The 13,845-nt window shown below is 68.8% G+C and carries 12 protein-coding genes; 8 read left to right on the forward strand and 4 right to left on the reverse strand.

The window, feature by feature from the left end:
• Positions 1 to 19: 19 nt before the first annotated feature.
• From grxC to GGQ61_RS12440, 4 genes are all read left to right on the forward strand, one after another.
• Positions 20 to 277: a glutaredoxin 3 gene (gene grxC, locus GGQ61_RS12425; RefSeq protein WP_183773217.1), complete on the forward strand. Its 258-nt coding sequence runs from the start codon at positions 20 to 22 to the stop codon at positions 275 to 277.
• Between the two features lie 40 nt (positions 278 to 317).
• The gene (locus GGQ61_RS12430) at positions 318 to 1,151 is read left to right on the forward strand and encodes a carbon-nitrogen hydrolase family protein (protein ID WP_183773219.1); all 834 of its coding nucleotides are present in this window, start codon (positions 318 to 320) and stop codon (positions 1,149 to 1,151) included.
• On the forward strand, positions 1,148 to 1,579 hold the full coding sequence (locus GGQ61_RS12435) for a DUF1178 family protein (RefSeq protein WP_183773221.1): 432 nt from the start codon (positions 1,148 to 1,150) through the stop codon (positions 1,577 to 1,579). Before GGQ61_RS12430 ends, GGQ61_RS12435 begins: the two co-directional genes overlap by 4 nt.
• A gap of 87 nt (positions 1,580 to 1,666) precedes the next feature.
• Complete coding sequence (locus GGQ61_RS12440) at positions 1,667 to 3,076, forward strand: M20/M25/M40 family metallo-hydrolase (protein WP_183773223.1); 1,410 nt, start codon at positions 1,667 to 1,669, stop codon at positions 3,074 to 3,076.
• Positions 3,077 to 3,204: 128 nt separating this feature from the next.
• Here GGQ61_RS12440 and GGQ61_RS12445 read toward each other — a convergent pair whose 3' ends face one another.
• Positions 3,205 to 4,491 (reverse strand): OmpP1/FadL family transporter, encoded by a 1,287-nt coding sequence (locus tag GGQ61_RS12445; RefSeq protein ID WP_183773226.1) that lies wholly within the window; start codon positions 4,489 to 4,491, stop codon positions 3,205 to 3,207.
• A 149-nt stretch (positions 4,492 to 4,640) separates the two neighbouring features.
• On the opposite strand from GGQ61_RS12445, the gene GGQ61_RS12450 reads away from it, so the two are divergent.
• The 3 genes from GGQ61_RS12450 to clpB all read left to right on the forward strand — a co-directional run bounded on the left by GGQ61_RS12450 (position 4,641) and on the right by clpB (position 11,560).
• Positions 4,641 to 6,881 carry an arylsulfatase gene (locus GGQ61_RS12450; protein WP_183773228.1) on the forward strand — a complete coding sequence of 747 codons (2,241 nt, stop codon included), beginning with the start codon at positions 4,641 to 4,643 and terminating at the stop codon, positions 6,879 to 6,881.
• A gap of 77 nt (positions 6,882 to 6,958) precedes the next feature.
• Positions 6,959 to 8,869 (forward strand): alpha/beta fold hydrolase, encoded by a 1,911-nt coding sequence (locus GGQ61_RS12455; protein ID WP_183773231.1) that lies wholly within the window; start codon positions 6,959 to 6,961, stop codon positions 8,867 to 8,869.
• A 108-nt stretch (positions 8,870 to 8,977) separates the two neighbouring features.
• On the forward strand, positions 8,978 to 11,560 hold the full coding sequence (clpB, locus tag GGQ61_RS12460) for an ATP-dependent chaperone ClpB (RefSeq protein ID WP_183773233.1): 2,583 nt from the start codon (positions 8,978 to 8,980) through the stop codon (positions 11,558 to 11,560).
• 56 nt (positions 11,561 to 11,616) lie between these two features.
• On the opposite strand, the gene GGQ61_RS12465 is transcribed toward clpB, so the two are convergent.
• Together GGQ61_RS12465 and arfB are read right to left on the reverse strand one after the other, a co-directional pair.
• The gene (locus GGQ61_RS12465; protein ID WP_183773235.1) at positions 11,617 to 12,153 is read right to left on the reverse strand and encodes a hypothetical protein; all 537 of its coding nucleotides are present in this window, start codon (positions 12,151 to 12,153) and stop codon (positions 11,617 to 11,619) included.
• Between the two features lie 49 nt (positions 12,154 to 12,202).
• Complete coding sequence (arfB, locus tag GGQ61_RS12470; protein ID WP_183773237.1) at positions 12,203 to 12,628, reverse strand: alternative ribosome rescue aminoacyl-tRNA hydrolase ArfB; 426 nt, start codon at positions 12,626 to 12,628, stop codon at positions 12,203 to 12,205.
• Positions 12,629 to 12,838: 210 nt separating this feature from the next.
• On the opposite strand from arfB, the gene GGQ61_RS12475 reads away from it, so the two are divergent.
• Positions 12,839 to 13,333, forward strand: a complete 495-nt coding sequence (locus GGQ61_RS12475) for a GNAT family N-acetyltransferase (RefSeq protein ID WP_183773239.1) — start codon at positions 12,839 to 12,841, stop codon at positions 13,331 to 13,333.
• Here the strand turns inward: GGQ61_RS12475 and GGQ61_RS12480 are convergent.
• Positions 13,330 to 13,812 carry a Fur family transcriptional regulator gene (locus tag GGQ61_RS12480; protein ID WP_183773241.1) on the reverse strand — a complete coding sequence of 161 codons (483 nt, stop codon included), beginning with the start codon at positions 13,810 to 13,812 and terminating at the stop codon, positions 13,330 to 13,332. The genes GGQ61_RS12475 and GGQ61_RS12480 overlap by 4 nt on opposite strands.
• Between the last annotated feature and the right edge of the window lie 33 nt (positions 13,813 to 13,845).

Raw genomic sequence — 13,845 nt, forward strand, 5'->3', positions numbered from 1 at the left:
AACCCGTTTCAGTTGAGCCATGGCCGAAGTCACCATCTATACGAAGCCCTACTGCCCCTACTGCATCCGCGCGGTGTCGCTGCTGGAGAAGAAGGGCGTTGAGTTCCAGGAGATCGAGGCCGCCTTCGATCCCGAGAAGCGCCAGGAGATGGTCCAGCGCGCCAACGGTCGGTCGACCTTCCCGCAGATATTCATCGGCGGCCAGCACATCGGCGGCTGCGACGACATGATGGCGCTGGAATACGACGGCAAGCTGGACGCTCTGCTGGCCGCCTGAGACTTGAGCCCGGCGCGCCTCTGACCTATCGGAATTGGTCATGAGCGTACGCGTCGGCCTGATCCAGACGAGAACTCCCGCCACCCATTCTGCGGCGATGGCCCATGTCGCGCCGCTGATCCGTCAGGCGGCCGGCGAGGGCGCGAGTTTTATCGCCACGCCCGAGGGGACCAACATCCTGCAGAAGGACAAGGCCGCGCTCCTGCCGCAGCTGGCCTTGCTGGAGGACGATCCCGTGGCGCGGGGCCTGCAGGCGCTGGCCGCCGAACTGGGCGTCACCATCCTGATCGGCTCAGCGCTGGTGAAGCGCACCGACGGCAAGGCCGCCAACCGCGCGGCGCTGATCACGCCGCAGGGCGAGATCGCCGCGACCTACGACAAGCTGCACATGTTCGACGTGGACCTGCCGACCGGCGAGACCGCCCGCGAGAGCGAGACCTACGAGCCAGGCGGGCAGGCGGTGGCGGCTCGGGCCGGCGATCTGAAGCTCGGCCTCACCATTTGCTACGACGTGCGCTTTCCGGCGCTGTACCGCGCGCTGGCTCTCGCCGGGGCCGAGGTGATCGTGACGCCGGCCGCCTTCACCCGCCCGACCGGCGAGGCGCACTGGGAGACGCTGCTGCGCGCCCGCGCCATCGAGACGGGCAGCTTCGTGCTGGCCCCCGCGCAGGGCGGTTTCCACGAGGACGGCCGCGGCACCTGGGGGCGGACCCTGGCGATCGGCCCCTGGGGCGAGGTGCTGGGCAAGCTGGACCACGACGAGCCGGGCGTGCTGATCGCCGACCTGGATCTGGCCGCCGTGGCCAAGGCGCGGGCGGCGATCCCGGCGCTGCCCAATGCGCGAAGCTTTGCGGCGCCTATATCCATCGCATGATCCGCTACGCGCTCATCTGCGAGAACGCCCACGAGTTCGAGGGCTGGTTCGGCTCGTCCGGCGACTTCGACGACCAAGCCGGCCGGGGGCTGATCTCGTGCCCGGTCTGCGAGACCCGCGCGGTCGAGAAGCAGATCATGGCTCCGGCGGTTGCGGGTACGAAGAAGTCCCAGGCCGCCGATCTGCCCCCGCAGGTGCGTTCGATGGTGATGGAGGCGATGGGCAAGGTCCGCGCCCACGTCGAGGAGAACTTCGACTATGTCGGCGACGCCTTCGCCGGCGAGGCGCGGGCGATCCACGAGGGGCGTTCCGAGGATCGCGGCATCTATGGAGAGGCCAGCCCCGCCGAGATCAAGGCGCTGAAGGACGACGGCATCCAGATCGCTCCGCTGCCGCCGGCGCCGCCGAAGAAATCGCACGTGAACTGACCATCCATGCTCCCCTCTTTGGGGAGGGAGCCATTGCGGTGGTGCTTTGCGCCCCATAGGCTCCCCGCCAGTTCATGGGGAGCGTCAATGATCCGTACCTTCACCGCCGCCGCCTTGGCGGCCGCCGCCGTCGCCTCGCCTGCGATGGCGCAGAGCCCGCGCCCTGACCAGCTGGCGTTCCGCGACCTCTACAAAGAGCTGATCGAGATCAACACAACCCTGTCGGTCGGAAGCTGCACGGCTGCGTCCGAGGCGATGGCCGCGCGGCTGAAGGCGGCGGGCTTCGCGGACGAAGACCTGAAGATCATCGTCTCGCCGGACCGGCCCAAGGACGGCAATCTGGTGGCGACGCTGAAGGGGACCGACGCGAAGGCCAAGCCGATCCTGCTGCTGGCGCATATCGACGTGGTCGAGGCCAACCGCGACGACTGGGAGCGCGACCCGTTCAAACTGGTAGAGGAGAACGGGTTCTTTTACGCCCGCGGCGCGGCCGACGACAAAGCCCAGGCCGCCGTCTGGGTCGACACCCTGGCCCGCTACAAGAGCGAAGGCTTCAAGCCGAAGCGGACCATCCGCATGGCCCTGACCTGCGGCGAGGAGACGCCGGACACCTTCAACGGCGTCCAGTATCTGATCAAGAACCACCGCGAGCTGATGGACGCCGCCTTCGTGCTGAACGAGGGCGCGGGCGGGCGGCTGGACAGCCAGGGCCAGCGCGTCTCGCTGGGCATCCAGGCCGGCGAGAAGGTCTATCAGGACTACACCCTGGAAGTGACCAATCCGGGCGGCCACTCCTCGGCGCCGGTGCGCGACAATGCGATCTATCACCTGTCGCAGGGACTGGCGCGGCTGGGCGAGTACGACTTCCCGGTGAAGCTGAACGACGCGGTGCGCGGCAACTTCATCCAGATGGCCAAGATCGAGGGCGGGCCGACGGGCGAGGCGATGGCCGCCGTCGCCAAGGATCCGTCCAACGCCGCCGCCGTCGCGGCCGTGGCCCGTGATCCGGGCCGCAACTCGATGATGCGGACCACGTGCGTGGCGACGATGGTCAACGCCGGCCATGCGCCCAACGCCTTGCCGCAGCGGGCGCGGGCCAACGTCAACTGCCGGATCCTGCCGGGCGAGGGCGTCGAGGCCACCCGCGAGGCGCTGGTCAAGGTGCTGGCCGACCCGTCGATCAAGGTGACGACGGTCGGCGAGCCGAGCCCGGTCACCCCGCCGCCGCAGCTGACCAAGCAGATCATGGGCCCGGTCGAGACCGTCGCGGCCAAGCTGTGGCCGGGCGTGCCGATCGTGCCGGTGATGGCCACCGGCGCCACCGACGGGCGCTTCCTCAACGCGGTCGGGGTGCCGACCTACGGCCTGACCGGGATGTTCAGCGAGCCGACCGGCAACGGCGCTCATGGTCTGAACGAGAAGATGCGCGTGCGCTCGCTCTATGAGGGCCGCGACTTCCTCTACGAGGTGGTCAAGCTCTACGCGAACCAGAAGTAGGTCTTAGATCCTCTCCCGCTGGGGGAGGTGGCGCGCGAAGCGCGACGGAGGGGGCTGCTGAGATCCGCAGTCCCCCTCAGTCAGCCATTCGGCTGACAGCTCCCCCAGAGGGGGAGCAATTGACGTACTCAGAATGTCTTCCTCAGGCCTAGCGACAGCACGTAGCCGGCGCCCTCGACCTCGCCGCGCAGGCGGGTCGTGGTGGCCGCGGGGGTGCCCTCGTAGAACACCGTGTCGTGGTGGACGTCGGAATTGGCGAAATCGATGTAGGCGAAGGCCGCGTCCACCTTGAGGCCGGACATGACGTCCGCCGTCGCGCCGACCCCGTAGAGCCAGCGGTCGCCGTCCGGCACCCGCGCCGTGCGCGCCTCGTCCGGGGTCGGTGTCGGATCGTACTGCACGCCGGCGCGCAGGGTCAGCTTGTCGTTGACGGCGTAGTCGAGGCCGACGCCGCCGGAGGTGACGTCTTCATAGCCCTGGAACAGGTTCTCGCCGCCGCCGGCGAACTTCACGTCGATGGACTCGAACTCGCCCCAGCCGATGCGCTGGACCTGGGCGTTGAGGGCGAGCTTGTCGGTGGCCTGCCAGCGGGCGCCGAGGGTCGCGATCCAGGGGGTGGTGAACGCGGCCGAGCCGCCGACTTCGCGGTTGACCGGCGCCAGGGGGCCGACAAGGCCGCCGACGAGGACATTGCCGTCCAGGTCGTGCTCGATCTTCGAGCGGTAGCTGGCGCCGACCGTCACCGGCCCGAAATAGGCCTGGGCGCCGAGCGACCAGCCGAAGTCCCAGCCGTCGCCGCTGAGCTGGGACACGCCGTCTGGGAGAAGCGGCGATAGGTTCGGGTAGGCGGTCTGCAGCTTGGCGTCGGCGTACTGGGCGCTGACGCCGGCGCCGAGGTCGAGCCACTCGGTGACCTTCATCGCGCCGGTCAGCTGGATGTCGGCCGTGGTCAGTCGCGAGGTCAGGGCGTCGTACCGGGCCCAGGAGGTGTTGCGGTATTCGGTGGTGAAGTTGAAGGGGGCGGCGACCGACAGCCCCAACGCGAAGCGGTCGCCGATCGGCGTGGCGACGGCGAAGTTGGGCGCGACGCCGTCCTGGATCGGATTGAAGGCGCGCGGCTCGCCCGGGATCGGGATGGTCAGGCCGTTCGGATAGGTGATGGTCGAGCCTTCGTTCCGGACGGTGGCGTCGACGAAGACCGCGTGCATCCCGACATAGGCCTCGCGGCCGGAGCGGGCGATGGCCGCCGGGTTCCACCAGAGCGACGACACGCCCTGGTCGGCGACCTCGCCGGAATATGCGCGGCCGGCACCCTTCGCGGACTGTTCCTGCAGGTAGTAGCCGCCGGCGTGAGCCTGGGTGGACAGGAGGGCGGTGGCGGCTGTGGTCGCCGCCAGGAGGGTCAGCCGGGTCATGGGGTACTCGTCTTTCGGGGAGGATCCGCGCGCGGATCGGTTGCCCCCAAACCCGATCAGACCGCGGCCGGTTGCAGACGGACGATCAACCGCTTGCCAAACCGTGGCCCAGGAGCCACAAATAAATAAATTGGCATGGAGTCTGTCATATGTCTGGATCGGATGGCGCGGCGAAGGTTGGGCGCACCCTGGCGGACTCCGTCCCCTACTGGCCGCCGAAGGTGAAGCCGCCGGCCGGCTCGCCGAACATCCTGGTCGTGCTGTTCGACGACGTCGGGTTCTCGGACTTCGGGTGCTACGGCTCGCCGATCAAGACCCCGACCATCGACAAGCTGGCGGCCGAGGGGCTGCGCTACACCGGCTTCCACACCACGGCGATGTGCTCGACCACGCGGGCGGCGCTGCTGACCGGGCGTAACCATCACTCGGTTGGGATGGGCTGCTTGGCCAATTTCGACTCGGGGTTCCCCGGCTATCGGGGGAAGATCGCCAAGGAGGCCGGGACCCTGCCGGAGATCCTGCGCGGCCAGGGCTATGGCACGTACATGGTCGGCAAGTGGCACGCGACCCCTGTCAACCAGACCGGCGCCGCGGGGCCGTTTGACGGCTGGCCGCTTGGGCGCGGCTTCAACCGCTTCTACGGGTTCATGGACGCCGAGACCGATCAATTCTCGCCGGAACTGGTGCGTGACAACACCCCCATCGACCCGCCAGGCGGCTACCGCGACGGCTACCACCTGACCGAAGACCTGGTCGACGAGAGCATTCGCTTCGTCGCCGACCACATCGCCGATGCGCCCGACCAGCCGTGGCTGCTGTGGCTGGCGCTCGGCGCCTGCCACGCGCCGCACCAGGCGCCCATGGACATCATTCGCAGCTATGACGAGGTGTTCGAGGCCGGCTGGGACGTCGAACGTGAGCGCCGGCTGGAGCGCCAGAAGGCGATGGGGATCGTGCCAGCGGACACCGTGCTGCCGCCGCGCAACGACGGGGTGAAGGCCTGGGCCGACCATTCGCCCGAGGAGCAGAAGGTGTTCACCCGGCTGCAGAGCGCCTTCGCCGGCATGCTGGACCATGCCGACCGACACCTGGCGCGGCTGGTGGCGTTCCTCGAGGAGGCTGGCGTGAAGGACGACACCTTGATCCTGGTGCTGTCGGACAACGGCGCCAGCCAGGAGGGCGGTCCGCTGGGCTTCGTCAACGCCATGGGGCCCTACAACATGAAGTTCGAGCCGATGCCGGAGAAGCTGGCGCGGGTCGAGGACATCGGCGGCCCTGACAGCCATTCGAACTTCCCGTTCGGATGGGCTCAGGCCTCGAACACGCCGCTGCGGCGCTACAAGCAGAACACCCACGGCGGCGGCATCCGCGACCCGCTGGTGATCAGCTGGAAGAACGGCATCGCCGCTCGCGGCGAGACCCGCACCCAGTTCGCCCATGCCTGCGACCTGACCCCGACGCTGCTGGAGCTGCTGGGGATCAACTCGCCGGACGCCATCGCCGGCGTCGCGCAGATGCCGATGGAGGGCGAGAGCTTCGCCGCCTCCCTGGCCGATCCGACCGCGCCGGCCAAGACGTCGCCGCAGTACTTCGAGATGTTCGGCCACCGCGGTTTGTGGAAGGACGGCTGGAAGGCGGTGGCGTTCCACCCGCCGGGCGCGCCCTTCGACAAGGACGTCTGGGAGCTCTACCACCTGGACGCCGACTTCTCGGAGACCAGAGATCTCGCCGAGGCCGAGCCGGAACGGCTGGAAGCCCTGATCGACGAATGGTGGGCCCAGGCCGAACGCAGCAACGTGCTGCCGCTGGACGACCGCTTCGGCCCGCGCTTCGCCGAGAACGCCCTGCGCCACCAGGGCGCGCGCAAGCAGTTCGTGTTCCACAAGGGCATGGGCCACGTGCCGAGCGACTGCGCCCCCGATGTGCGCTCGCGCTCGTACTTCATCGAGGCCGACGTCACCCTGGCCGAGGGCGACGAGGGTGTGCTGATCGCCCACGGCGACGCCACCAGCGGCTATTCGCTGTTCGTCCGCGACGGGCGGCTGCACCACACGCTGAACGTCGGAGGCCTGCGCACCACCGTAAGTTCGCAGGCGCCGCTCGAGCCGGGTCGCCGGCGTCTGGGCGTACAGTGCGTGCAGGGCGACGGCCGTCGCTTCATCCTGCGCATCGACGGCCAGCCAGCCGGCGAGGTCGCCACCCACCTAGGCTTCATGAACCTGATCTCGTGGTCGGGCCTCGATATCGGTCGCGACCGCGGCAGCGCCGTCGGCGACTATGCCGAGCCGTTCAAGTTCACTGGCGCGCTTCGCACGGTGACGGTGACCATGGACGCCGATCAGGCGCTCGACGGGGAGGCGGTCGGGGCCGCGGAGCTGGCGCGCCAGTAGATTGAGCCGCCCAACTCCGGGTTGCGAAAGCAAGCTGGCTCAGCCACTGTCTTCGCGATCCGGGGGGAGGGAACTACGTGCTTATCAGAGTGCTTGCGTTGGCGGCCGCCTGTCTGGCGACCGCCACCATCGCCATGGCCGCGCCGCTTGAGGCCTACGGCAAGCTGCCCAGCATCGAGGCGGCGGCGATCTCGCCGGACGGCGAGCGATTTGCGGTCATCGTGACCACCGGCGAGAACCGACAGATCGTCGTCAAGGACATCGCCACCGGCAAGGACAACGTCATCAACGCCGGCGCCGCCAAGGTGCGGGACCTGGACTGGGCGAGCCCCACGCACCTGCTGATCACCGCAAGCACGACGGCCACGATTCCCAACGTGATCGCGCCACGGCAGGAGTACACGACCGTCGTCCTTTACGACGTCGTGGCCAATCGGCAGGTCCGGCTGATGCGCGACATCGAGAGGGGGCTCAACATCGTGCTGGGGTCGCCCGTGCGGCGCACGGTCGACGGCAAGCCGGCGGTGTTCGTCTCCGGCATACGCTTCGACAGCTCGGGCCGGGGCAGGATCGCGCTCTACAAGATCAACCTGAAGAGCGGCGCCTCGGAGATGGTCCACGAGGGCTTTCCCTACAGCGAGGACTGGGTGGTCGGCGCCGACGGCCAGCCCCTGGCGGCGTCGATTTTCGACTACACGAGCGGCGTCTGGATCCTGAAGGTCAAGCAGCCGGTCGGCTGGAAGGAGGTCATGCGCTCCGAGGGATATCTCGACCGTCCGAGCCTGGCGGGGCTCGGTCGAGACGGGCGCTCGATCCTGCTGTTCGACGAGGAAGACGACCAGCGGGTGCTGCGGGAGCTGAACCTCGACGGGACGAGCGGCGAGCCGATCAAGACCATCGGCGGCTCGCAGCTGATATTCGACCCGGCCGGGCATCACCTGATCGGGTCGCGCGCGCTCGTCGGCGACGAGTTCCGCTACGACTTCTTCGGTCCGCAGGACCAGAGGCTCTGGCGGTCGATCGAGGCGGCCTATCGCGGCCAGCACGTGCAGCTGCTCTCGTGGTCGAACAACCGCGAGCGGATGATCATTCGGGTGGACTCGCCGACCGAGGGGCCGGGGATCGCCTATGTCGATTGGAAGACCAAGCGCGCGGACTGGATCGGATCGGTCTATCGCGGGCTGACCGAAGCGGACATCGCCGAGGTGAAGCCCGTGCGGTTCAAGGCCGCGGACGGCCTTGAGCTGAGCGGTTACCTGACCCTGCCCCGCGGCCGCGAAGCCAAGAAGTTGCCTTTGGTGGTGCTGGCGCACGGCGGCCCGGCGGCCCGCGACACCCCGACCTTCGACTGGTGGTCCCAGGCGCTGGCCTCGCGTGGCTATGCGGTTCTGCAGGTCAATTTCCGAGGCTCGTCGGGCTTCGGCGCCGACTTCCTGCAGGCCGGATACGGCCAGTGGGGCCGCAAGATGCAGACCGATCTTTCCGACGGCGTGCGTCACCTCGCCGGGCAGGGCATCGTCGACCCGACGCGGGCCTGTATCGTCGGGGCGAGCTATGGCGGCTATGCGGCCCTGGCCGGCGCGACGTTGGACCGTGGCGTCTACCGCTGCGCGGCGTCGGTCGCGGGGGTGTCGGATCTCCGCCGGATGGTCGCCTGGTCGAAGACCAACAAGGGGCGCACGGTGCAGAAGTACTGGATCCGCTTCATGGGCGCCGACGACCCCAGCGATCCGGTGCTGCGCGAGCTGTCGCCGTCCGAAAAGGTCGATGGAGTGAAGACGCCGATCCTGCTGGTTCACGGCCGCGACGACACGGTCGTTCCGTTGGAGCAGAGCAACATCATGCAGCGGGCGCTGGAGAAGGCCGGCAACGCCCCGGAGATGGTGATGATGAGCGGCGAGGACCACTGGCTGTCTCGGGGCGAGACCCGATTGCGGATGCTCAATGCGCTGACGATGTTCTTAGAGAAGAACAATCCGCCGAGCTGATTTCGGAGTGGATCCGGTTGTGTGGCGAAATCGCCACACTACATCCCGTCAAGGCGCGGCCGTGCTTGATGAAGGCGGTTGCGTCAATCCGCCTATCGAGGGGAACGCATGAACATCGACCTCTATTCCGACCGCGCCAAGCAGGCGATCCAGTCGGCCCAAAGCCTGGCGCTGGCGCGCCGCCATCAACAACTCGCGCCGGAACACCTGCTGAAGGTGTTGCTTGAAGAAAAGGACGGCCTCAGCCGCGCTCTGATCCAGAGTGCGGGCGGACGTCCCGACGCGGCCGACAAGGCCGCCGACGACCTGCTGGCCAAGCGCCCGAAGGTCGAGGGCGGTTCGGGCCAGCTCTACATGGCGCCCGAGACCGCGCGCATCTTCGCCGAGGCCGAGGCCGGGGCGAAGGCCGGCGGCGACGCCTTCGTCACCACCGAGCGGCTGCTGATCGCCATCGCCAAGGAAGGCGGCGACGCGGCCAAGGCCCTGAAGGACGCCGGAGCCAACGCCGCGGCGCTGGAAGAGGCCGCCAAGGCCATGCGCAAGGGCAAGACCGCCGACTCAGCCTCGGCCGAGGAAGGCTATGACGCGCTCAAGCGCTACGCCCGCGACCTGACCCAGGCCGCGCGCGACGGCAAGCTCGACCCGGTGATCGGCCGCGACGAGGAGATCCGGCGCACGATCCAGGTGCTGAGCCGCCGGACCAAGAACAACCCCGTGCTGATCGGCGAGCCCGGCGTCGGCAAGACCGCCATCGTCGAAGGGCTGGCCCTGCGCATCGTCAACGGCGACGTGCCCGAAAGCCTGAAGGACAAGCAGCTTCACGCTCTGGACATGGGCTCGCTGATCGCCGGCGCGAAGTATCGCGGCGAGTTCGAGGAGCGGCTCAAAGCCGTGCTCGGCGAGGTCACTGCGGCCGAAGGCTCGATCGTGCTGTTCATCGACGAGATGCACACCCTGGTCGGCGCCGGGAAGACCGACGGGGCGATGGACGCCTCCAACCTGCTCAAGCCGGCCCTGGCGCGCGGCGAGCTGCACTGCGTTGGCGCGACTACGCTCGACGAGTACCGCAAGCACGTCGAGAAGGACGCCGCCCTGGCGCGCCGGTTCCAGCCGGTGTTCGTCAGCGAGCCGACCGTCGAGGACACGGTCTCGATCCTGCGCGGCCTGAAGGAGAAGTACGAGGTGCACCACGGCGTGCGCATCTCCGACAGCGCCATCGTGGCCGCCGCGACCCTGTCGAACCGCTACATCACCGACCGCTTCCTGCCCGACAAGGCCATCGACCTCGTGGACGAGGCGGCCAGCCGCGTACGGATGGCCGTGGACAGCAAACCCGAGGAGCTGGACGAGATCGACCGGCGCATCGTGCAGCTGAAGATCGAGCGCGAGGCCCTGTCCAAGGAGCCGGACGCCGCTTCGCAGGCGCGGCTGGAAAAGCTGGAGGACGAGCTCGACGACCTGGAAGGCCGCTCGGCGGAGATGACCGCCCGCTGGAAGTCCGAGAAGGACAAGGTCTCGTCGGCCGCCCAGGCCCGCGAGGCGCTGGACCGGCTGCGCGCCGAACTGGTGGCGGCCCAGCGGCGCGGCGACCTGCAGCGCGCCTCGGAGATCGCCTATGGCGAGATCCCGGCCCTGGAGCGTCGGCTGGAGCAGGAGGAGACGGCCGCGGCCGAGAATCCGATCAGCCCCGAGGTGGTCGACGCCGAGCAGATCGCCGCGGTGGTCAGCCGCTGGACCGGCATTCCGGTCGACAAGATGCTGGAAGGCGAGCGCGAAAAGCTGCTGCAGATGGAGGACGCCCTGCGCGGTCGCGTGGTCGGGCAGGAGGAGGCGCTGGTCGCCGTGTCCGACGCCGTCCGCCGTGCGCGCGCCGGCCTGCAGGACCCCAACCGTCCGATCGGCTCGTTCCTGTTCCTCGGCCCCACCGGGGTCGGCAAGACCGAGCTGACCAAGGCGCTGGCCGAATTCATGTTCGACGACGAGAGCGCGATCACCCGCCTCGATATGTCTGAGTACATGGAGAAACATTCGGTCAGCCGGATGATCGGCGCGCCTCCCGGCTATGTCGGCTACGACGAGGGCGGGGCGCTGACCGAAGCGGTACGGCGCCGGCCCTATCAGGTCGTGCTATTCGACGAGGTCGAGAAGGCGCACCCGGACGTGTTCAACGTGCTGCTGCAGGTGCTGGATGACGGTCGTCTGACCGACGGCCAGGGCCGCACGGTCGACTTCCGCAATACGATCCTGATCATGACCTCGAACCTCGGCTCCGAGTTCCTCGCCAACCAGGCGGAGGGCGAGGACGTCGAGGAGGCGCGGCCGCTGGTCATGGAGGTGGTGCGCCGCCACTTCCGGCCTGAGTTCCTGAACCGGATCGACGAGATCATCCTCTTCAAGCGGCTCGGCCGTGGCGAGATGGACAACATCGTCGCCATTCAGCTGCAGCGGGTCGAAAAGCTGCTGGCCGACCGGCGCATGTCGATCGCGCTGGATACCGCCGCCATGCACTGGCTGGCCGACAAGGGCTACGACCCAGTCTATGGCGCCCGGCCTCTGAAGCGGGTGATCCAGAAGGAGCTGGTCGACCCGATCGCCCGCAAGCTGCTGGCGGGCGACTTGGAGGACGGAGCGGTGATCCAGGTCGGGGCCGACGCCGACGGCCTGCAGATCGGCAAGGCCAAGGTCCACTAACGACAACGCCCCGGAGAGCGATCTCCGGGGCGTTTTGTTTGGGGCTGAAAGTTCGCCTAGAGCTCGACCTTCACCGCGCGGCCGCCGCGGACCTCGACGCGGCGCATGACCGCGATGTCCGGGCCAGGGCCGCTGACCGGCTTGGCGACGGTGATCACGTACCAAGCCCCGTTGGCGAGGCCGGAGAAGCTGAAGGCGCTGTTGGCGTCGCAGACCGCGCGCTTGACGAAGGCCGAGTAGTCGCCGCTGGGCGCCGAAGGCGTGCGGGCGCGGACTTCATCGGCCGGGAGGGCGGCGCGCTCGGCGGAGGTGTAGAGGATCGCCATCCGGCGGCGGGTCCAGGGGGTTTCGGGCGTCAGCACCACGCCGGCGCCGGTGCACGAATAGCGGGTTTGACCGGACTTGTACGTCAGACGGCCATCGACGCGGCCGGAGCCCGGGACGGCCGACCACGAGAAGTCTTCGGCGCGGAAGACGCCGGCCGTGGCCGGGCCGCCGCCGGGCGGCGGAGGCGGGGGCGGGCCCAGGGTCGGTGCGCAGGCGGCGACGAGCAGAAGGGCGGCGGAGGCGGAGAGCAGACGAATGCGTGACATGGCGCGCGCACATTACGCATCGCAAAGCCCATGCGCCAAGGGTTAACCCCTAGTCGTCGCCCCGCACGCGTCCGCGCTTGGCCTTGACGTCGCCGCGGCGGACCTTGGCTTCGACGCGGCGCTTCTGGGAGGCCTTGGTCGGCTTGGTCTTCTTGCGCGGCGGCGGCGGCGGCTTGGCGGCCTCGCGGATTAGCTCCAGCAGGCGTTCCAGCGCGTCGGCGCGGTTGCGCTCCTGGGTGCGAAAGCTCATCGCCGTCAGCACCAGCACGCCGTCCTGGGTCACCTTGCGCCCGGCCAGTCGCATCAACCGCACAGCCACGTCATTGGGCAGCGAGGGCGACCGGCGCACGTCGAATCGCAGCTCCACGGCCGTGGAGACCTTGTTGACGTTCTGGCCGCCGGGACCGGCCGAACGGATGAACCGCTCGGTGATCTCGTCCTCGGAGATGGCGATGGTGGGGGTGACTTCGATCACCGGACTTTTCCGATACCTAGGTTCCGGCTAACTTTGCCGCATGCGCGCTTTCGCGACCCTTATGCACGTGACTTTCTGCGCCGCCCAGGCCGGGCCGGCGGGAGATGTCGCGCGCTAGGTTCCTCACGCCCGCATCGAACGCCAGACCCCGCCGGAAACGTCGGGGTTTTTTCATGGCCCCGCTCCGGCACGACAGGAGAGGTAAGACCCATGAACCAGGACGTACTGATCCGCGGGCAGGAACCCGCGGACGTGAGCGACATCACCGAATTGCTGAACCAGCCCCGGGTGGTCTGGGGCACGCTGCAGCTGCCGTACACCTCTGTCGCCGCACGGATAAAACGGTTCGAGTCCGCCCCGCCGGGCTGGACGCCGCTGGTGGCGGAGATCGCCGGCAAGGTTATCGGGCAGGCCGGGCTGAACCGGCTGGACGGTCGTCGCGGCCACGTCGCGGTGGTCGGCCTTTCGGTGCACGATGACTTTGCGGGCCGTGGCGTCGGCACGGCGCTGATGGCGGCCCTGACCGAGCAGGCCGACCGCTGGCTGGGCCTGCGCCGGATCGAGCTGACGGTGTGGACCGACAACGCCGCGGCCATCGCCCTCTATGAACGGTTCGGGTTCGAGCGCGAGGGCCTGCATCGGGCGTTCGCGCTGCGAGACGGCGAGTACGTCGATGCTCTCGCGATGGCGCGCCTTCGGCCCTAGCCGGCGCGGCAGGCCGAGCAGCGGCCGCGGGCCTCCAAGGTGATGGTCGCAACCTGGTAGCCCGCGCTCTCGGCCGCCTTCAGTTGGGCGGAGAAGTCGGGCTCGAATTCCTGGGCGGCCCCGCAGCAGTCGCAGATCAGGAAGGCGGCGCGATGCTCGCCGCCATCGTGGCGGCAGGGCACGTAGGCGTTGAGGCTCTCGATACGGTGGGCGAATCCCAGGCGTTCGAGGAACTCGAGCGCGCGATAGACGGTGGGCGGCTTGGCCGGTTCGCCGTGCTCGCCGAAGGCGGCGATCAGGTCGTAGGCCTTCTGCGGGCCGTCCGCCTCGAGCAGCAGTTCGAGCACGCGGCGGCGGGGCGCGGTCAGACGCTCCTGAGTGGCGGCGCAGCGGCTCTCGGCCGCGCCGAGCGCGTGGCTCAGGGCGTGACCCTTGAGACCCGGCTGCGCGCCGTCCGCGTGATGACACTCGCTTCCCATAGGCCTTGGCTACCTGCCTCTCGCGCTCGCCGC

The sequence above is a fragment of the Phenylobacterium haematophilum genome, from assembly GCF_014196295.1.
In the GTDB taxonomy this organism is placed as follows: domain Bacteria; phylum Pseudomonadota; class Alphaproteobacteria; order Caulobacterales; family Caulobacteraceae; genus Phenylobacterium; species Phenylobacterium haematophilum.